We start from the raw sequence: 19,915 nt of genomic DNA, 5'->3' as shown, positions 1-19,915 counted from the left end.
GTGGTGATAGTACTCGTGCCCGACGGTGATCAGTGTGACGCCACGAACCGGGCCATCGTCCGTTCCGCGAGCGCGGTGATGGTCAACGCCGGATTGACGAGGCCGACCGCACCGGGTGCGAACGAACCGTCGACGACGTAGAGGTTGTCGTATCCGCGGACACTGCCGTCGAAGTTGGCCGCGCGGTTCATCACCACGCCGCCGAGGCCGTGATACGTGCTGGAGGAACCGAATCCGACGGCACGCGAATACACCGGGATGCCGCTCAGCGGACGCCCGTGCCCAACTTCGGCGCGTTGGCGGAAGCGTTCGGCGAAGGCCGCGCCCCGTCGATCGAGAGCGTTGCCTTCGGGGAACGGGTAGTTGATCTCGGCTGCCCTGGTCGCATGGTTGTAGTCGACCGTGCCGCGCTCATCGCTATGAACCTGAATTAGGTTGGTAGTAGCCGCTTTTCCCAGTGGAGAGGGCAACGGAGTCGAGTGGTACACCATCGATACCGGCCCGCCGGGCAGGTCGTCTTCGTAGATGCGGCCGAATCCCGGACCACCTTGCTGGGTGCCGTAGTCGTCGGATACCGCCGTTCGTGCGGTGAGGAAGTCCCCATTTGCGCCAAAGCCCTCGCCGACCTTGTTCGACAACTTGGGCAGGCGGCCCTCGGCCCGTGCCTCGACAAGCATTCGGGTGGTGTGGAACGACCCGGCGGCCATGAACAGGTAGTCAGCTTCGGCGCGCACAACGCGGACCGTCCGATGCGCCTCGTCGATGACCCGGGCGGTGACGACGAAACCGGGCTTACGCGTACGCGGCACGATGTCGAAGACCTCGTGCAACGGTTTGATGGTCACGTGGCCGGTGCGTTCGGCGGCTGGTAGGTAGTTGTGATCGACCGAGTTTTTGGCGCCACTGTTGACGCCGAAACCAAGTTCACCATCGATGATGGAAGACCTTGCCTTACCGGCCAATTCGGCCCGAACAATATCCCAGTCGATGGCGTAGTCGAAGGAAACCGGCTCTTTGCCGTAGCGGCGGCAGGTCGCAAGCCACGAACGGGTGCCGACGTAGCGAGGATGATTCATGATGTCTGTCGGCAGTTGCGATGCGTTGAGCATCTTCTTCGCACGCGGATAGTAGGTTGCCGCCAGCTCGTCGAATCCGGCGCCACCGGGGAAGACATCGTTGAAATCCTGTTTGCGAGGAACCGGGGTGAACGAGCCGAATGCCAGCGATCCACCGCCGACCCCAGCGCCGTAGACGGCGTCGATCCCGTTACCCTTTATGCGATCGAGGAGACCCGGGTAGTAGTTCACCGGAATCCCGACCGAGGATGTCACGCCGACGGTATTCGAGAACCACGACGCGCGACCGTCGGGTGCGCTGAAGGTGGCGAAAGTGTTGCCGTCCGGGCGAATTGGCCACCGGCGACCCCGCTCGAACACTGTCGTTTTGATACCGGCTTGGCCCAGACGGAGAGCGGCGACCGCGCCGCCGAATCCGGTACCGATCACGATCGCGGATTTCCCGGTCGATGGCGCGGCAGATACGGATCCACCCAAAGATGCCATCGCGCCGAGTGCCCCGAGCCCCGCCGCTGATGTCAGCACCGAGCGTCGCGATACGGGGTTTACGAGAGGATTGTCAGAAGTCACCCGGCAAACTGTAATCTAGTGCCAAGGCAAGGCAAGCCTAAGGGTCGACAACGCGCCGACTGCGGAACGGTCTCGCGACCGCTACCGCTCCAATCGAACCGAGGCTTCCACCAGATCCAGCACGGCGTCGAGATTCGCGGTCGACTGACCCATCGCTAAGCGGGTGATCAACCCGTCGAGCACGAGGTCGAGGTATTTCACCAAGACTTCGGTCGGAATGTCGTCGCGCAGGCGCCCCGCTGTGCGCTGTCGCTCCAACCGGGCGAGCGTCGCGGAATCCAATTCCGCTGAGCGAGCGACCCATTCGTCACGGAATGAGACGTCCGTACGAATCTTCCGCGCGATTTCCAGTCGCGTCCCGAGCCAGTCGAAATCCTCCGGACGAGCCAGCATATTGCGCATGACCTGGACGAGGCCCTCTTCGGCGGCGACATCGGCCATCCGCTGGGCATCCTCGTGGGCAAGTGCGAGGAAGAGTGCTTCCTTGTCGCGGAAATGATGGAAGATCGCACCGCGCGACAGACTTGTCGCCTCTTCCAGGCGTTTGACGGTGGCACCGTCGTAGCCGAACTCCGCGAAACAATGCCGCGCGCCGTCGAGGATCTGACGACGACGCGCGGCAAGGTGGTCTTCAGAGACCTTTGGCAACGTTTACATCTCCCGTCGCTTAGCTCGCCTCTGAATTAGCTCTTCAGCATGTTTCGCAGCACGTACTGCAGGATGCCGCCGTTACGGTAGTAGTCGGCCTCACCGGGGGTGTCGATGCGAACCTTCGCATCGAATTCGACCTTGGTGCCGTCTTCTTTGGTGGCAGTGACCTTGATCGTCTTCGGCGTCCGACCCTCGTTTAGCTCGGTGATCCCGGCGAAGTCGAATGTCTCGGTGCCGTCGAGGCCAAGCGATTTGGCCGATTCGCCCTCGGGGAACTGCAGTGGGATGACACCCATGCCGATGAGGTTCGAGCGGTGGATGCGCTCGAATGATTCGGTGATGACCGCGCGAACGCCGAGCAGGCTGGTGCCCTTGGCAGCCCAGTCACGCGAGCTACCCGAACCGTATTCCTTGCCACCGAGAACGACTAGCGGAATGCCGGCCTTCTGGTAGTTCTGCGACGCATCGTAGATGAATGACTGCGGTCCGCCGTCGAGAGTGAAGTCGCGGGTGTAACCACCCGAGACGCCATCGAGAAGCTGGTTCTGCAGACGGATATTGGCGAAGGTGCCGCGGATCATCACCTCGTGGTTGCCGCGACGTGATCCGAGCGAGTTGTAATCCTTGCGCTCAACACCATTGGCATCGAGGTACTGCGCCGCCGGCGTGCCGGGCTTGATCGGACCGGCCGGGCTGATGTGGTCGGTAGTGACCGAATCGCCGAGCAGCGCGAGCACGCGAGCACCGGTGATTTCGGTGACCGGAGACGGTTCGACAGCCATCCCGTCGAAGTACGGTGCTTTGCGGACATAGGTCGAATCCTCGGCCCACTCGAAGGTCGCGCCCTCGGGAGTGGACAGATTCTGCCATCGGCTGTCGCCCGCGAAGATCGTCGCGTAGGACTTGCGGAACATGTCCTGGCTGATCGCGGTCTGGATAGTCTCTTCGATTTCCTTCGTGGACGGCCAGATGTCCTTCAGGAAGACCGGGTTGCCATCGTTGTCGTTGCCCAGGGAATCGGTCTCGAAGTCGAAATCCATGGTTCCGGCGAGGCCGTAGGCGATCACCAGTGGCGGGGAGGCCAAGTAGTTCATCTTGACGTCGGGCGAGATACGTCCCTCGAAGTTACGGTTACCCGAGAGCACCGCGGTGACCGACAGGTCGTTCTCATTGATCGCCTTGGAGATGGCGTCGGGCAGCGGGCCGGTGTTGCCGATACACGTGGTGCAGCCGTAGCCTCCGAGGTAGTAGCCGAGTTTCTCGAGGTAGGGCCACAGGCCAGCCTTCTCGTAGTAGTCGGTGACAACCTGCGATCCGGGAGCCATATTCGTCTTGACCCACGGCTTGGTCGTCAGACCCTTCTCGACCGCATTGCGGGCGAGCAGAGCGGCGCCGAGCATGACCGACGGATTGGAGGTGTTGGTACACGAGGTGATACCCGCGACCACCACGGCGCCGTGGTCGAGGACGAACTCGCCGCGCTCGTCGTCGACGACCTTGACCGGCTTGGTCGGCCGACCTTCAGCACCGTTCGCGGCGGAGAGAACGTTGACCGCGCCGTCATCGGCGAACGACAGGGTGGCGGGGTCGGAGGCGGGGAAGCTCTCTTCCACGGCTTCGTCGAGTTTGGTGTGGGCCGGGGTGAGGCCCTCTTCGACGTAGTTGTGGATGTCCTTGCGGAAAGCGACCTTCGAGTCGGACAGCAGGATGCGGTCCTGCGGACGCTTCGGGCCAGCGATGGACGGGACGACCGTGCTCAGGTCGAGTTCGATGTACTCGGAGTAAACCGGCTCGCGCTCCGGGTCGTGCCACATGCCCTGTTCCTTGGCATATGCCTCGACCAGTGCGAGTTGTTCGTCGCTGCGTCCGGTAAGTCGTAAGTAATCGATCGTTTCCTCGTCGATCGGGAAAATGGCTGCGGTGGAGCCGAATTCGGGACTCATGTTGCCCAGCGTCGCGCGGTTGGCAAGTGGAACCTCGGCAACGCCGGCGCCGTAGAACTCGACGAATTTGCCGACCACGCCGAGCTGACGCAGCATGTCGGTCGCCGTCAGCACGACGTCAGTTGCAGTGACGCCGGGCTGGATCTCACCGGTCAGTTTGAAGCCGACGACGCGCGGGATGAGCATCGACACGGGCTGGCCAAGCATGGCGGCCTCGGCCTCGATGCCGCCGACGCCCCAGCCAAGCACGCCGAGGCCGTTGACCATGGTGGTGTGTGAGTCAGTGCCGACGCAGGTGTCGGGGTACGCCTGGCCGTTGCGGGTCATCACCGTGGGCGCCAGATATTCGATGTTCACCTGGTGGACGATGCCCATGCCCGGCGGGACGACTTTGAAGTCGTCGAATGCGCCCTGGCCCCAACGCAGGAACTGGTACCGCTCGCCGTTGCGCTGGTATTCCAGGTCCACATTGCGCTCAAGCGCATCGGCGCGACCGAATACATCGAGGATCACCGAGTGGTCGATGACCATGTCGGCGGGGGAGAGTGGGTTGACCTTGGTGGCATCGCCACCGAGTGCGGTGACGGCTTCACGCATGGTCGCGAGGTCCACGATGCACGGAACACCGGTGAAGTCCTGCATGATGACGCGGGCCGGGGTGAACTGGATCTCGGTGTTCGGATCGGCACTGGGATCCCAGTTGGCGATGGCCTCGATATGGTCTTTGGTGATATTCGCGCCGTCTTCGGTGCGCAGCAGGTTCTCGGCCAGAACCTTCAGCGAGTAGGGGAGTTTCTCAGTGCCGGGAACCGCGTTGAGGCGGAAGATCTCGTAGGAATTGTCGCCGACTTCAAGTGTGCCGCGGGCGCCAAATGAATCGTTACTCACGTGTATGCATCTCCTCTTGCCGACGGGCTGAGTGTCGGCGGTTTACTTCTACCGGTACGTGGCCGCAAGGGCCGACGGGCTGAGTCGGCTGCCTTGGTGGTGTTGCATCGAAGACAACTCTTGACGCGACATAGCTCAGTCTAACAGTACGGGCGTACTGTTACCACCCGTTGGGGGTGCGTGTCGTCGGTGGGCTCGCCGAGCGTCGGGAATTCTCTTCTCGGGCCCATTGTGTCGTAGTGTGCAGCCATAAGTCGGCCAACACCGGATCTTTCGTTGGCTGTTAACTTCCAGACCGGGTTATCCGTCGACAATCCGACGGATTCGCTAGGAGAGGTGTTCTCGATGAGTCCTGAACCCATCGTTGTGGGGCGTGTGGGAACTTCGGTGACACATCTGGCTGAGCCGGAAGATCCGGCAGCGACCACGACTCCGGCGGCTCCTGGTGAGGATCCGGCGTCGTCCAATACTGGTGGCACGACCGTTGTCGGAATTCCCTACGGCGCCAGCGTGCCGGCCGGCGTCGATATCGAGAAGATCCGCAAAGACCTGCTGACGACCGGGGTATCCGGTCCGGCCGACCAGGTGTCCCAACTGAAAGAAGTTGTGGCGCATGCGAAGTCGAAAGGCCACGACATAAAGATCGTCGTCCTGACCGAGAAGCAGCCGAAGTTCACCTACTACCGCGACGTCGCCATCGAATTGCAGTCCAGCACCGGCGGCAACGTTCTGGTTCTCGGTCCCAACTCAGTTGGCAGTCAGGGACCCGACTTCTCCCGCGTCGATCAAGAAGAGGCCGCGGCTAATAATCTGACCCTGACGAATCCGCCGCAGGCGGCCCGCCAGATGGTCGACTATCTCGACGGTCCGACCCTGGACTGGACTGCGATCACGCTGGTGCTGATGGTCGTGGTGTTCATCGGCGCGGTGATCGCGCGAATCCTTGGCCGACGTCGTGCCCAGGATGGCGACAAGTCGTCGGCTACGCCGGCCCCGCGCAAAGACACGGCCGACGAGGCCTCGAATGGTGCCGAGCGTGACTCTGTGGAGAGCCCAGTCGACGCCTCCTGACGTCGCCTATGTGCTGTCAGTGTGCGAACTCGCACCCAGCACGTCACTGTTGCAAATTTGAGACCTTCGGCCATCGTGGGCCTTCTGTGCTGTTCACAGCATTGTCGCAGGTAATCACCTGTATGTAATTCTGTTATGGGAGTTTCGGAATGCTTTGAGAGTGACGTACGGTTCTGTTGTCATCTATGGGACTCAAGCGTCGGCTGTGGCCGATGTGACATAGGTGAATGGATCTGTGCGACGCAAGCAAGGGAGTTTCCGTGAAACGAGCCGCCACCCGGGAGATCGGCGAAGTAGCCTTCGTCATGCCCGCGCGCCGCACGGCCCGCATGTCGTGGGGGCGACGTATGGCGACGATCGCCATGTTGTCGCTCGCAGTTGTCGTAGGTGCGGCGCAAGCAGACGCGGCACCCAAGAAGACCGACCATAATTCCGTGTCCGGTCTGGTGAATCAGATCGCTCAGGTCAACCAGAATCTGGCTGATCTCGATCAGAATGTCGCGGTTAGGCAGGAGAATGTCAACCGCGCACTGGTCGACTATCAGAATGCGATCGCCGCTCAGCGGTTGGCGACAATCGCCTCACGCGGAGCGAAGAAGTCGTTGACAGCCGCTGACGGTGCGGTTGCCGATGCGCAGACCAAATTTAATACGCTGGCCCGTTCCATCTATCGCAAGGGTGGCAATCCAGGTTCGCTGTCGAGCTACGTCTCCGGCGACGATCCGCAGAAGGTCATGGACCGGGCCACGGTCGGCGATCGACTGGCCCAGCAACAACAGGCGACGATTCAGAAGTTGCGTATTGCGCGCAACCAGAAGGCTAACCGCGTCGCAGCCGTGGAAGCGGCTCGGCGACAAGCTGTTTCGGCCACGCGCGGTGCGGCGACGCGCAAATCCGACGCACTGTCGGCGATCACGGAGGCCCGTCAGGCGGTCTCCAGCGAGCAAGCTCGACGTAAGCAACTCGTCTCCAATCGCGACGTCGCGCAGCGACGGCTCAACGTCCTCAAGGGTGTGCGGTCGACCAAGGTCGACGCGCCGATCATCGCGAAGCTGCCTCCCGGCATTCCGGTAGCCGGTGGCGACGATGCCGCTCAGCTCGCGATCGAGGCCGCAGCCAAGTTGGCCCTCGATGTCGGGCAGAAGTTGGTCGCCGCGCTTGTTGGACAGCAGCAGTTGCCGCATTCGCAGTTGCTCGATGAACTGGGTGTGGGTGGCAGCGACCTTACGAGTACCGGACCCAATGGCTCGCTGTCGAAGCTTGGATCCGGTTCGCTGGGAAGTCTGTTCGGCAGTTCCGGCGGCGGCGGTCAGGTCCAGCCGGGCCTACGCGGCCCGCAGGCTGTCGAGGTCGTAGTCAACCGTGCGCTCTCCCAGCTGAACCTGCCCTATGCGTGGGGTGGTGGTGATGCCAATGGCCCGACGAAGGGTATCCGGGATGGTGGCGTCGCGGACAGTTACGGCGACTACAACAAGATCGGCTTCGACTGCTCGGGTTTGATGATCTATGCGTTCGCCGGTATCGGCTACGACCTGCCGCACTACACCGGTTATCAGTACACGTCTGGTCCGCAGGTGCCGTTGTCGCAGATCCAGCGCGGCGACATGATCTTCTACGGTCCCAGCGCGAGCCAGCACGTCGCCCTCTATTTGGGTGACAACAAGATGGTCGAGGCGCCGGAGTCAGGCAGTGTCGTGAAGATCTCGCCGTTGCGCACCGATGGGGCCATGCCGAACGTAGTGAGGCTTTGGTAGTTGCAGCCGAACGTAGTGAGGCTTTGGTAGTTGCAGCCGAACGTGGTGAGGCTTTGGTAGTTGCGCGGCACCTGTGAACCTCGTTTGAACACGCGACCGGTGCTCGCACAGAGGGTTGCGCGCGGCTAGTGTGGACCAGATCGGATTTTCGTTCCCACGACAAACACACGACTAATCAAGACCAGGGGAGTAAAGGGTTTGACTTCATCGTCTCCGGCCGCGACCACCAATACGTCTGCACCGGGTGGTTCGGCCACGCTCAGTGATGCCGACGTCAAACTACTGGAGCGTGCGACCTACGAGGTCAAGCGCGTGATCGTCGGCCAGGATCAACTTGTTGAACGTATCCTGGTCGGTCTGCTCGCGCGTGGACACATTCTGCTCGAGGGCGTGCCGGGTGTAGCCAAGACTCTCGCGGTGGAAACCTTCGCGAAGGTTGTCGGCGGTAGCTTCTCGCGTGTCCAGTTCACTCCGGACCTGGTACCTACCGACCTGATCGGTACCCGCATCTATCGGCAGGGCAAGGAGCAGTTCGACACTGAGCTCGGCCCGGTCGTGGCGAACTTCCTGCTGGCCGACGAGATCAACCGTGCGCCAGCCAAGGTGCAGTCGGCACTGCTGGAGGTGATGGCCGAACGACATGTGTCGATCGGTGGTACCACCTACCCGATGCCCGATCCGTTCTTGGTGATGGCGACGCAGAACCCGATCGAGAATGAGGGTGTGTACCCGCTGCCCGAGGCGCAGCGCGACCGTTTCTTGTTCAAGGTTCACGTCGACTATCCCTCCGTAGAGGAGGAGCGGGAGATCGTCTATCGGATGGGCAATAAGCCGCCGACGGCGTCGCAGGTTCTCGATCCGGCGGCGATGCTGCGTCTGCAGGACACCGCCGCGAATGTCTTTGTCCACCATGCGTTGGTCGACTACGTCGTGCGTGTCATCAATGCGACGCGCCGCCCCAAAGAGGTCGGACTGACCGACGTCGCTTCGTGGTTGTCCTATGGTGCGTCACCGCGTGCGACGCTGGGCATCGTCGCTGCGTCTCGGGCGCTCGCACTCGTTCGTGGTCGCGATTATGTGATTCCGCAGGATGTTGTCGAAATTGTGCCCGATGTGCTGCGTCACCGTCTGGTGTTGAGCTACGACGCGCTTGCCGACAACGTCGATGCCGATCAGGTGATCACCCAGGTTCTGCAGACCATCGGTTTGCCGCAGGTCAGTGCTGCGCCGGTGAATCCGGGTTATCCGGCGCCGCAAGGGCAGGCAGCACCCTCGGCGGTAACTCCTGCTGGCGTGCAGCAGCCGCCCGCAGTGTCGCCGTCGACAAACAACGCTGGGGTCGCGCCGAGCGGCTACACCGCCCCGGGAAACAATGCCGGAGCGAGCCCGACTGGTCAGCCGAGCGGCTACACCGCCCCGGGAAACAATGCCGGAGCGAGCCCGACTGGTCAGCCGAGCGGCTACACCGCCCCGGGAAACAATGCCGGAGCGAGCCCGACTGGTCAGCCGAGCGGCTACACCGCCCCGGGAAACAATGCCGGAGCGAGCCCGACTGGTCAGCCGAGCGGCTACACCGCCCCGGGAAACAATGCCGGGCGCTAAGGACGCGAACAGTCAGCTCCCGTCCTTCGGTGCGGGACTGCTCGAAGACCCGAAACTGAGCGCCGCGTTGCGAACCTTGGAATTGACCGTGCGCCGCAAACTCGACGGTGTGCTGCAAGGTGAGCATTTGGGTTTGATCCCGGGACCGGGTTCGGAGCCGGGTGAGGCTCGCGCCTATCAGCCTGGCGACGATATCCGGCGGATGGAATGGTCGGTGACCGCGCGGACCACTCAGCCGCATGTGCGTCAGATGATCGCTGACCGTGAATTGGAGACTTGGCTGCTGGTCGATGTCTCGGCGAGTCTGGATTTCGGCACGATCAACTGCACCAAACGGGATCTCGCGGTTGCCGCTTCGGCCGCGATGGTTCATCTGACGGCTGGCGGTGGCAACCGGATCGGCGCGGTCATCATCACCGGTGACAAAGTTGTCCGGGTGCCTGCTCGTGGTGGGCGCGCGCATGCACAGAATCTGTTGAAAACCATTGCTACGACGCGACGTTCGAGCGATAACGTCCGTGGCGATCTACGCGAGGGGCTGGAGGCGTTACGCCGTCCGGAACGTCGACGCGGGTTGGTTGTGGTGATCAGTGACTTCCTTGGCCCGATTACGTGGGACCGTCCGCTGCGGGCACTTGGTGGCCATCATGAGCTGCTTGGCGTTGAGGTTCTCGATCCGCGGGATCTCGATCTGCCCGATGTCGGGGAGATCCGTCTCGCCGACGCTGAGTCCGGTGAGGTGCGCGATATTGTCATTACCGATTCGGTTCGTCGGGACTTTTCGGCTGCGGCACACGATCATTCGCGCAAGGTGCAGCGCGAGTTTCGCAGTTGTGGTGGCCCGACGCTGACGCTGCGTACCGATCGTGACTGGATCACCGACACAGTTCGCTTCGTCGCTCAGCGACGTCGCGGGCTGGCCGCCGGGGTGGGGTGATCTCGGTGTTCTCCAATGCCTGGTATCTGCTCTTCTTGCTCGTTATTGTCGCGCTTGCGGTGTTCTACGCGTACATCATTCGGAAGCGCAAGCAGCGAGCGTATCGTTTCGCGAATCTTGATTTACTGAATAAGGTTGCGCCGCAACAGCGTAACCGGTTTGAGCATGTGCCGATCGCAGTCTTGCTGGTGTCGTTGGTCTTGCTGACGATCGCGATGGCCGGTCCGCAGAGTGATCGTAAAGTGCCGCGCGACAAGGCAACTGTCGTGTTGGTGATCGACGTTTCGCGGTCGATGAACTCGACTGACGTTGCTCCCTCGCGGATCAAGGCGGCGCAGTCGGCTGCCAAGAAGTTCGCCGATGACCTCACCGACGGCATCAATCTCGGTTTGGTTTCCTTCGCCGGCACGGCGTCAACACTGGTCTCGCCGACGCCTGATCACAATGCGACCAAGGTCGCGGTCGACAAACTTCAGTTGGCCGATAAGACCGCGACTGGCGAAGGTATTTTTGCCGCGCTTCAGCAGATCAAGACTCTGAACTCTGCTCTGGGTGGCGACGAAGCCGCGCCGCCCGCGCATATTGTGTTGCTCTCCGACGGAAAGCAGACGGTTCCGGATCGTTCCGACGACCAGCGCGGTGGGTTCACCGCGGCTCGTAAGGCGGCTGAGGACAGGGTGCCGGTGTCGACGATTTCGTTCGGCACGATGACCGGAACGGTGACGCTCGACGGTGAACAGATCCCGGTCCCGGTCGACGACCCGTCGTTGAAGAAGATCGCCAACTTGGCGCATGGCTCCTTTTTCACGGCGTCGAGTCTTGATGAATTGAATAAGGTTTACGAATCACTCCAGCGCCAGATCGGCTATGAGATGAGACGCGGCGACAACTCGAGGCCGTGGCTGATTTGGGGTAGCCTGCTTGCCGTTCTCTCCGCCGCGCTCGCATTGACGATCAATCGCCGATTGCCGTAACGCGGCGGGCCGCTACGCGCCCTGCCGTCGGCGCCCACCACCTCTACCGATAGGTTCTTCGACTATGGCTGACACAACCGATACCCCGACCCAGACGTCCCGATCGGTGCTCGTCACCGGTGGTAACCGCGGCATCGGACTTGCCGTGGCGCGAAAGCTTGCCGCGGACGGGCATAAGGTCGCGGTGACCCATCGCGGGTCGGGTGCACCCGAGGGCCTTTTCGGTGTGCAGTGCGATGTCACCGACAACGATTCGGTGACTCGGGCGTTCAAAGAGGTCGCCGAGCATCAAGGACCAGTCGAGGTGCTGGTGTCCAATGCGGGCATCACCGACGACACACTCGTGATGCGGATGGATGTCGAGCAGTTCGAGACAGTCGTCAACGCGAACCTGACTGGCGCGTTCCGCGTGACCAAGGCGGCTACCCGCGACATGTTGAAGAATCGCTGGGGTCGGTTCATCTACCTCGGTTCGGTGGTGGCACTGATGGGTACGCCGGGACAGGCGAATTACGCGTCGTCGAAGGCTGGTGTCATCGGTCTGGCCCGATCCGTTACCCGCGAGCTCGGTAGCCGCAACATCACCGCGAACGTCGTCGCACCCGGCCTGATCGACACGGATATGACGCGTGCGTTGCCGGCTGAGTACACCGAGACAGCGGTAAAGCAGGCCATCCCCGCCAAGCGGATGGGCCAGCCGGAGGACGTCGCCGCCGTTGTGTCATTCCTAGCTTCCGACGGCGCCGGGTATGTCACCGGCAACGTGATCAACGTCGACGGTGGATTGGGTATGGGCCACTAGGTCCCGCCGCATCCGCCAACAATTCTGACCCTCGATTTCAGGAGCATCCATGACCGGCATTCTCGACGGCAAGACAGTACTGATTACCGGCATCATCACCGACGCCTCGATCGCGTTCCACACCGCAAGGGTCGCGCAGGAGCAGGGCGCGAAGGTGATCATCACCGGTATCCCGGATCGGCTGCGGCTGATCGACCGCATCGCCAAGCGTTTGCCGAATGAGGTGCCGGCGGCGATCCCACTCGACGCCACCGACGAGGAGTACCTGGGTACGCTCGCGGATAAGGTGCGCGAACTCGCGCCGGAAGGACTCGATGGAGTCGTGCACTCCATCGCCTTCGCGCCGCGCACCCTGATGGGGCCCGACGCGTTGCCATTCCTGGAGGGCCCAGGGCCCGATGTCGCGAAGTCATTCGAGATCTCAGCGTGGAGTTACGCCTCCCTGGCTCGAGCGGTGTTGCCGGTTATGAACGAGGGCGGCTCGATCGTCGGGATGGATTTCGATCCGCGTACCGCGCTGCCGGATTACAACTGGATGGGTGTGTCGAAGGCCGCCCTGGAGTCGGTCAACCGGTACGTTGCCCGTGAAGTGGGCTACGCGAAGAAGATCCGCTCGAATCTCGTTGCCGCTGGCCCGATCAAAACCCTTGCCGCGAAGGCGATTTCGGGGACCGCGACTGATGGTGCCAAGAAGCTGAATATGCTCAACACCTACTGGGATGGCGCGTCGCCGATCGGGTGGGATGTCAATAATCCGGGTGTGGTCGGCACGAGCGTTGTCACACTGCTCTCCGACTTCCTGCCGGCGACCACCGGTTCTATCGTGTACGTCGACGGCGGCGCAAGCCACAACACCTGGTTCCCCGACAATTTCCTCAACGAGGACTGACGTCTGCCGCGATGCCTGTCGACTTCGACTCGATCCTGTTCCTGTCCTTCGGTGGACCGGATAAACCCGATGATGTGCGCCCATTCCTGGAGAATGTGACGCGCGGTCGTGGGGTGCCACCGGAGCGACTGGACGAGGTGGCTCAGCACTATCTGCATTTCGGCGGTGTCTCGCCGATCAATGAGCTGAATTTGGCGATGATCGATTCGATTCGTGCTGAATTATCGTCGCGCGCAATCGATCTGCCAGTGTTCTTTGGAAACCGCAATTGGCATCCGATGGTCGAGGACACTATCGCGCGGATGCATGACGCCGGCCATCGGCGGGTGCTGGTCTTCCCGACGTCGGCGTGGGGCGGCTACTCGGGCTGTGCGCAGTATCACGAAGATATTGGCCGAGCACTCGCCTCGCTCGGCGAGCGCGCCGCAGATATGGTCCTGCGGAAACTTCCGCAGTACTGGCATCACGCACTGTTCGGCGAGGCTGCGGGTGACGCAGTGCGTCGGGCGGCGGCATCGTTGTCCGGGGACTTCGAACCGCGGCTGGTTTTCACCGCGCATTCGATTCCCGATGCGGCAGACCGCAATTCGGGTCCTCCGGGTGACGAGTGGACGCGCACGGGCTTGCCGGCGTCTGATGACGGTGGCCGCCTGTACAGCAGCCAGGTGCTCGCGGCGTCGCAGCGGGCCGCAACGGCTGCCGGGTTCAGTGATTTCGATCAGGTCTGGCAGTCGCGGTCGGGGCCGCCGCAGATTCCGTGGTTAGAACCCGACATCGTCGATCACCTGGAAGTCATTGCTGCGCAGGGTATTCGGTCGGTGATTGTGAGTCCGATCGGGTTTGTGTCCGATCATCTGGAAGTGGTGTGGGACCTCGACAACGAAGCGCGCGAGAAGGCCGCCGAACTGGGGCTGGAATATGTGCGGGCCGATACTGTCGGAACTGATCGGAGATTCATCTCGATGGCAGTGGATCTGATCGAGCAGTACCGTAGCGGCGAGCTGCCCGCGGGGGTGCCGCTTGGGGTCGCGGACAATGGAATGTATTGCGTTGGCGGAACATGTTGCCGAGCAGCAGTGCGGCGGCCTCACGCTGTTGGTTGAGTGTGGGTTGGGGCGCCGGGCGGTCGCGCTGTTCGCGTAGGGCCCTAGTTCTTGGCCGGTATCTGCGTGCTCAATGTTGGGGAGGGGACTGTTCCCTCAGGGCCGCCCAGAGCGCAGGTTTGAGTTGCGATGTGACGGTTACTAGTATCTGCGCGGGTGACGTTGGCGAGGGAAATGTTCCCTCGGCGCCGCGAAGAGCGCAGGGTTCAGCCTGCGCGACAACAGGACTGATCGAAGCCGACCCGTCGCGGGCTACTCGCCCGGCGCACCCAACAGTTCGATGATCAGTGCGTTTACGCCGACTGTTACTGCCCTGCGGGTGATCGCGCGAAGCTCCCGAATCTGGGTATCGCCGCCATCGCCTTGACGGGCGGTCAGCCCGAAGGTCGCACCCCGAGCGGTTGCGACGTCGAGAATGGCGTCGATCCGCGCAGCCTGTGCGAGCAGGTTGTCGATCCGCGAACTGTCATGCGGCGGAAGAGGTATCGTCCGACGTTCGGTGGCCGCGGCCAATTCGAGGCGCAAGGTGTCTTTGGCGCCCGACGACACCGTCGGCAAATCGCTGAGGACGTCGGCGGCGGTACGCGTCGCTTCCTTCAGGTCGCGGGCGGCCGCCCCCACCTGGAAGTCGGTCAGTGAGGTAGCTGGATCCTCGAATTGAGATACGTACCAACATAATTGGTCACCGAGCTGGCGGCCGGGAAACAGCAGCGTCGGCGCGACGTCATCGGGCGTGGTCAATAGCAACACCTCACCGGCGCGCATCACCTGCCGCGCGACGTTGCCCGGCGGCAGACCATGGGGGTCGCCGGGGGCGGGTAGCCGGAGTTCGATGAAGGTGGCCGACTGCAGCAGCGAAAGGATCTCGGTGGTACCGGTGTCCGCGGGTCCCAGCGGATCCGCTGCGGGATCGCCATCGACGTCGGTGATCAGTCGATGCCGCGGAGCGATCGCGGTGAGTGTGTCGAGTACGGCATCAGGCGACGATTCGCCGCACAGCCATGAGGCGGCCCAGGCCCCGAGGGTGGCCGTTGGGCGGAGCAGTGACAAAGATTCAGAAGCGTTGGCGCGAGTCATCGTTGGACTACTTTACTCCGCCCATTAATGTGATCTAGCGTGCCCGATCTTTCGCCCCGACGCGGGCCCAACGACCGCTATGGACGTGACGTGTTGTCGTCCTCGAGCCCGAGTTCCAGTGCGCAACGTCGGCAGCGCGACGACCCACCGATGCTCGTCGCGGATCGGGGACTCGTCGTCGAGGATGCCCAGTCGGGTTTCTGCGGCGCGGTGGTGGGATTCGAGAAGTCATATGACGGATTATTCGTGCGCCTGGAGGATCGCCACGGGCGCACCCGAATCTTCGCGATGCGCAAGGGAGCCTTCCTCGTCGACGGCGAACCGGTGACACTTAAGCGGCCGGCTGCCCAAGCAAGCCAACCGGTTCCGACGCGTACGGCGTCGGGATCGCGGGCCGCACCAGCACAGCGAGCGCGGACTGCCCGAGCGAGCCGTCTTTTCGTCGAGGGCGTTCACGACGCCACGCTCGTTGAACGGGTGTGGGGCGACGACCTGCGGGCGGAGGGGGTTGTCGTGGTGAGTCTCGACGGTTTGGACAACCTCGACGCCGCACTTGACGAATTTGGCCCGGCGCCGCACCGGCGCGCCGGAGTACTGGTTGATCACCTGGTCGCTGGGTCGAAAGAGGAACGGCTGACCCAGCGACTACCCGACAACGTACTGGTGACCGGGCATCCCTATATCGATGTATGGGAGGCGGTGAAACCGGCGTCGGTGAAGATCGCCGGATGGCCGACCATCCCACGCGGCATCGATTGGAAGACCGGCATCTGCGACGAATTAGGTTGGGGGACACCGCAAGACGGTTGGCGCCGAGTATTGGCGGGGGTCTCGAGCTTCAAGGACATCGAAGTGCCGCTCCTGCGCTGCGTCGAGGAGTTGATCGATTATGTGACTGCCGCGCCGGGGGATACCTAGCGATGACCGACGGCCCCACCGCTCGACGACAGTGATTCGGGAGCAAGAACTGGCGTGCGCGACCCGGGCGATCTGGTGCCGATGCCTGGCCGTCACCTGCGCGGTGATCGGGCTCGTGGTGTTTTTGGCGTAGCCGAAACGGGTCTGTTTCGACGATCCGGCGGCAATCTGTGATCGGTAGCACTCCGAACAGTGGCAGACTGGGCATATGGCAGCGCTGGTGTGGGTGGTTCTGGGCATAGTTCTCGTCATCGCCGAGATGTTCGGCGGTGAACTTGTGCTGCTGATGCTGGCCGGTGGTGCGTTCGCGGCCGCAGGCGTCGAAGTCGCCGTCGATCCGCCGCTCTGGGTCGATTTCGCTGTCTTTTCGGCGGTATCGATCTTGCTATTGGGTGCGGTGCGGCCAATAGCGAAGCGTCACTTGCAGACTCGACCACGTGTGCTCACGAATGTCGAGGCATTACCCGGGCGTCAGGCGATGGTCCTTGAGCAGGTCGACGAGCGGGACGGTCGAGTCAAAATCGCGGGCGAGATCTGGTCGGCGCGCACTAGCCATCCGGCCGATGTGTTCGAGGTCGGGGCGTCTGTGCTGGTCGTAGAGATCGATGGGGCGACCGCGGTCGTCGCGCGTAGCTGAATTCAACCATATTCGACTAGAGGAGGACCTCGTGGAAATAGCCATACTTGTAGTTCTTGCACTGATTGTACTGTTGGTGGCGGTCACCCTATTCAAATCGGTTGCCCTCATTCCGCAGGCCGAAGCAGCGGTCATCGAACGACTTGGTCGCTATACGCGAACCGTCTCGGGGCAGCTCACGTTGCTTCTGCCGTTCATCGATCGGATTCGCGCGCGAGTCGACATCCGCGAACGCGTGGTGTCTTTTCCGCCGCAGCCGGTGATCACCGAAGACAATCTGACACTGGGGATCGACACCGTCGTATATTTCCAGGTCACCAATCCCCAGGCGGCTGTCTACGAGATCAATGACTACATCATCGGCGTGGAGCAGCTCACGATTACCACGCTGCGAAACGTAGTCGGCGGCATGACTCTGGAAGAAACTCTGACCAGTCGTGACTCAATCAACGCTCAACTCCGCGGTGTCCTCGACGAGGCCACCGGGCGGTGGGGACTGCGGGTCGCACGCGTCGAGTTGAAGTCGATCATGCCGCCGCCATCGATTCAGGAGTCGATGGAGAAGCAGATGAAGGCTGATCGTGAGAAGCGCGCCATCATTCTCACCGCCGAAGGGCAACGTGAAGCTGCGATCAAAACCGCGGAGGGCGGCAAACAGAGTCAGATACTCGCAGCCGAGGGCGCGAAACAGGCCGCGATCCTGGCGGCCGAGGCCGACCGCCAATCACGCATCCTGCGAGCGCAGGGCGACCGCGGCGCTCAATACTTGCGTGCGCAAGGTGAGGCGAAGGCGATCGAGAAGACCTTTGCGGCGATCAAGGCGGCCAAGCCAACCCCTGAACTGTTGGCCTACCAATATCTGCAGCAGTTACCGGAGATGGCCAAAGGGGAGGGGAGCAAGGTGTGGGTGGTGCCGTCCGACTTTGGCTCCGCACTTCAGGGATTCGCGAAATCCTTTGGAGCGCAAGGGGAGGACGGTGTATTTCGATATGAGGCACCGTCGTTCGACGCACAGCCGGTTGACGATTCGGATACTGAGGATTGGTTCTCGCTGACGTCGGATCCCGCGGTTGCGAAAGCCGTGGCCGAAGCAGAGGCGGTGGCCCGCACTCCGGTGGACGCCGCTCCGCTCACCCGGGCCCCGGCGATCACACCCTCGACGCAGTCAGAACCGCGATCGGTGGCGAATACCGCTTCGCCGCAACATGATCCGGTCGGAAACTATCCTCCCAATGTGCCCCAGCAGCAAGGCTATCCGACCCCGCCCGCGCAACCGCAGGGCAATTTCTACAGTGGGCCGACTGACAATGCCACCACCGAGACCGTGGCGCGGCATTCGGCTGACCCGGCTGCCGGTTGGCCACCTCCGGCAGATCAGCGATAGACCCAACGCGCGAACGGCTCAATCGCGAACTCGACGCAGCAGGATTGGATCGGGGATCCACGCGGCATCGGTATCGGAGGTGAATTCGTGCTGGAGCGCCCGTTTCAGGTTCGCCGTAGACATCGAGTACCAGTTCGCGCACCACACGGGGTTCGCCTCGATAATCGACAACTCACCTTTCGTCGTAATCCCGACATCGAGCATGTACGACGCTGGCAGAGACCTGGCCCCCGACTGCGCCGCGTCGGTGGCGAATTTCTCGATGTCTCGGAAGCTGGGCAGGTTGGTCTCGATGTCCCGATGTGCGCGGACGTACTGGCTCGAATCTATCGCCGTACCCTCCACGATCAGCACGCGCCATTCCTCGACGAGGTCGATTAGGTCGGAGACGATAACCCGCGAATCGAGTGCGCCGAGTGCGAGGAGCGACTGCCGCAGCCCACTCTCAGTTCCCGGGCCCGCGGGTAACTCCGACACCTTGGCATCGGCGAGTTTGACGAAGACGGGTACTTGCGCCGACGTCAGCTCGTCGCCTCGGCACATCCGCACCGTCCTCTTCAAGAACTGGTCGTCGAATGCCGACGGCCAGTGCAAAGTCGTCGTCAGCCGATACTGCCGACCGTGCGCATATGCGCTTGCCGCGTAGTGCTCAGGGATCCACAGATAAGTGTCGGGCGGTAGCGGGTGGGGAAGTTCGGCCGCAGTCTTTTGCTGCGCCCCGAGCGACTCAGCGATCCACGGCTTGTTGGTGACGGCGATGTAGTGCGATGTCGACTCCACGGAGCTAGACGACTTTCGGCGACAATGGTTTCGGCTCGTTCGCCGGTACCGGGAGTTTTGAATCGAGCACCAGGCCGAAGATGCCAAGGGCAAAGAATGACACGGTCAGCGCTATGAGCCAGAGGTTCCGGGTGCCGGCTAACGCATCACCGAGAAATACGACCGCAGCCGTCCCCGGTGACATGCAGATCAGCGTCGCCACCGTGTAGGGAAGCAGCCGAACCGATGACAGGGCCGAACAGTAATTAGCAAGCGCAAACGGACATGCGGCGATCAGTCGCAGGGACCCCACCGCAAGCCAGCCCCGTCGACTCAGCCGTGCCTCGACGGCACGCACCACCGGCTTATCCAGATAAGGCTGAATACGGTCGCGACCGATGCGGCGAACGAGCAGGAATGAGACGACGGCTGCGACCATCGACGCGATGATTGCCCCGACGAATCCCACCGCGGAGCCGAACAAGATTCCCGACATCACGGTGAATGCCGAGCGCGGGAAAGGGAAGATCGTGACTACCGCGTACAGGGTGAAATACAAATAGGGGAACCACCCACCCAGGCCGTCGCCCCAGTCGCGGACCCAGTTCACCGACGGGATCGGAATGACGTACGACCCGATGATCACCAACAGGATGACCGCGCCGATGACTGCGACCCGACGACGAACCGTTGAGCGAATGTCAGTTGCCAACACGGCGTCGCTGCCAGCGGGGCGTTCGTGCTGCGGTTTCACCGGAACGACTCTACTTGGCGATACTTTGAGACCTGATGTGTCGACGACGTCACACGAGACCTGAGTCACCAGCCGAGCGTTCGATCGGCTATCGTTCACAGCGAACGCAAAACCGTGATCGGCCGC

General features: G+C 62.3%; 17 protein-coding genes. 11 read left to right on the top strand and 6 right to left on the bottom strand.

Annotated features, from left to right (window positions below):
* Positions 1-29 precede the first annotated feature (29 nt).
* From AAFP29_RS14025 to acnA, 3 genes are all read right to left on the bottom strand, one after another.
* Complete coding sequence (locus AAFP29_RS14025; RefSeq protein ID WP_419218109.1) at positions 30-1,562, bottom strand: GMC oxidoreductase; 1,533 nt, start codon at positions 1,560-1,562, stop codon at positions 30-32.
* Positions 1,563-1,727: 165 nt separating this feature from the next.
* Positions 1,728-2,294 carry a TetR/AcrR family transcriptional regulator gene (locus AAFP29_RS14020; RefSeq protein WP_419217962.1) on the bottom strand — a complete coding sequence of 189 codons (567 nt, stop codon included), beginning with the start codon at positions 2,292-2,294 and terminating at the stop codon, positions 1,728-1,730.
* Positions 2,295-2,329: 35 nt separating this feature from the next.
* Positions 2,330-5,134: an aconitate hydratase AcnA gene (gene acnA, locus AAFP29_RS14015; RefSeq protein ID WP_419218108.1), complete on the bottom strand. Its 2,805-nt coding sequence runs from the start codon at positions 5,132-5,134 to the stop codon at positions 2,330-2,332.
* Positions 5,135-5,473: 339 nt separating this feature from the next.
* On the opposite strand from acnA, the gene AAFP29_RS14010 reads away from it, so the two are divergent.
* From AAFP29_RS14010 to AAFP29_RS13975, 8 genes are all read left to right on the top strand, one after another.
* Positions 5,474-6,199 carry a DUF6676 family protein gene (locus AAFP29_RS14010; protein ID WP_419217961.1) on the top strand — a complete coding sequence of 242 codons (726 nt, stop codon included), beginning with the start codon at positions 5,474-5,476 and terminating at the stop codon, positions 6,197-6,199.
* 305 nt (positions 6,200-6,504) lie between these two features.
* Positions 6,505-7,953 carry an NlpC/P60 family protein gene (locus AAFP29_RS14005; RefSeq protein ID WP_419218107.1) on the top strand — a complete coding sequence of 483 codons (1,449 nt, stop codon included), beginning with the start codon at positions 6,505-6,507 and terminating at the stop codon, positions 7,951-7,953.
* 198 nt (positions 7,954-8,151) lie between these two features.
* Positions 8,152-9,555 (top strand): AAA family ATPase, encoded by a 1,404-nt coding sequence (locus AAFP29_RS14000; RefSeq protein ID WP_419217960.1) that lies wholly within the window; start codon positions 8,152-8,154, stop codon positions 9,553-9,555.
* On the top strand, positions 9,542-10,492 hold the full coding sequence (locus AAFP29_RS13995; protein ID WP_419217959.1) for a DUF58 domain-containing protein: 951 nt from the start codon (positions 9,542-9,544) through the stop codon (positions 10,490-10,492). The genes AAFP29_RS14000 and AAFP29_RS13995 overlap by 14 nt, the downstream gene beginning before the upstream one ends.
* A gap of 5 nt (positions 10,493-10,497) precedes the next feature.
* Positions 10,498-11,466 carry a VWA domain-containing protein gene (locus AAFP29_RS13990; RefSeq protein ID WP_419217958.1) on the top strand — a complete coding sequence of 323 codons (969 nt, stop codon included), beginning with the start codon at positions 10,498-10,500 and terminating at the stop codon, positions 11,464-11,466.
* A gap of 64 nt (positions 11,467-11,530) precedes the next feature.
* Positions 11,531-12,268, top strand: coding sequence for a 3-oxoacyl-ACP reductase FabG1 (gene fabG1 / locus AAFP29_RS13985; RefSeq protein ID WP_419217957.1), 738 nt, complete (start codon positions 11,531-11,533; stop codon positions 12,266-12,268).
* 49 nt (positions 12,269-12,317) lie between these two features.
* Positions 12,318-13,157, top strand: a complete 840-nt coding sequence (gene inhA / locus AAFP29_RS13980) for an NADH-dependent enoyl-ACP reductase InhA (protein WP_419217956.1) — start codon at positions 12,318-12,320, stop codon at positions 13,155-13,157.
* Positions 13,158-13,168: 11 nt separating this feature from the next.
* A complete protein-coding gene (locus tag AAFP29_RS13975; protein WP_419217955.1) occupies positions 13,169-14,260 on the top strand; it encodes a ferrochelatase in 1,092 nt (363 codons plus the stop codon).
* Positions 14,261-14,512: 252 nt separating this feature from the next.
* On the opposite strand, the gene AAFP29_RS13970 is transcribed toward AAFP29_RS13975, so the two are convergent.
* Entirely contained in the window at positions 14,513-15,337 is an 825-nt protein-coding gene (locus AAFP29_RS13970) for a hypothetical protein (RefSeq protein WP_419217954.1), read from the bottom strand.
* Positions 15,338-15,376: 39 nt separating this feature from the next.
* On the opposite strand from AAFP29_RS13970, the gene AAFP29_RS13965 reads away from it, so the two are divergent.
* The 3 genes from AAFP29_RS13965 (at position 15,377) to AAFP29_RS13955 (ending at position 18,276) form a co-directional block, all read left to right on the top strand.
* Positions 15,377-16,255, top strand: coding sequence for a DUF3097 domain-containing protein (locus tag AAFP29_RS13965; RefSeq protein WP_419217953.1), 879 nt, complete (start codon positions 15,377-15,379; stop codon positions 16,253-16,255).
* Positions 16,256-16,463: 208 nt separating this feature from the next.
* Positions 16,464-16,892 carry an NfeD family protein gene (locus AAFP29_RS13960; RefSeq protein WP_419217952.1) on the top strand — a complete coding sequence of 143 codons (429 nt, stop codon included), beginning with the start codon at positions 16,464-16,466 and terminating at the stop codon, positions 16,890-16,892.
* 31 nt (positions 16,893-16,923) lie between these two features.
* Complete coding sequence (locus AAFP29_RS13955) at positions 16,924-18,276, top strand: SPFH domain-containing protein (protein ID WP_419217951.1); 1,353 nt, start codon at positions 16,924-16,926, stop codon at positions 18,274-18,276.
* Between the two features lie 18 nt (positions 18,277-18,294).
* Here AAFP29_RS13955 and AAFP29_RS13950 read toward each other — a convergent pair whose 3' ends face one another.
* Both AAFP29_RS13950 and AAFP29_RS13945 read right to left on the bottom strand, forming a co-directional pair.
* Positions 18,295-19,056, bottom strand: a complete 762-nt coding sequence (locus AAFP29_RS13950) for an ATP-grasp domain-containing protein (RefSeq protein ID WP_419217950.1) — start codon at positions 19,054-19,056, stop codon at positions 18,295-18,297.
* A gap of 4 nt (positions 19,057-19,060) precedes the next feature.
* Entirely contained in the window at positions 19,061-19,789 is a 729-nt protein-coding gene (locus AAFP29_RS13945; protein ID WP_419217949.1) for a TVP38/TMEM64 family protein, read from the bottom strand.
* Between the last annotated feature and the right edge of the window lie 126 nt (positions 19,790-19,915).

The organism is Gordonia sp. CPCC 205333 (assembly GCF_048537885.1).
GTDB lineage: Bacteria > Actinomycetota > Actinomycetes > Mycobacteriales > Mycobacteriaceae > Gordonia.
This window is presented reverse-complemented; position numbering and strand designations above follow the sequence as displayed.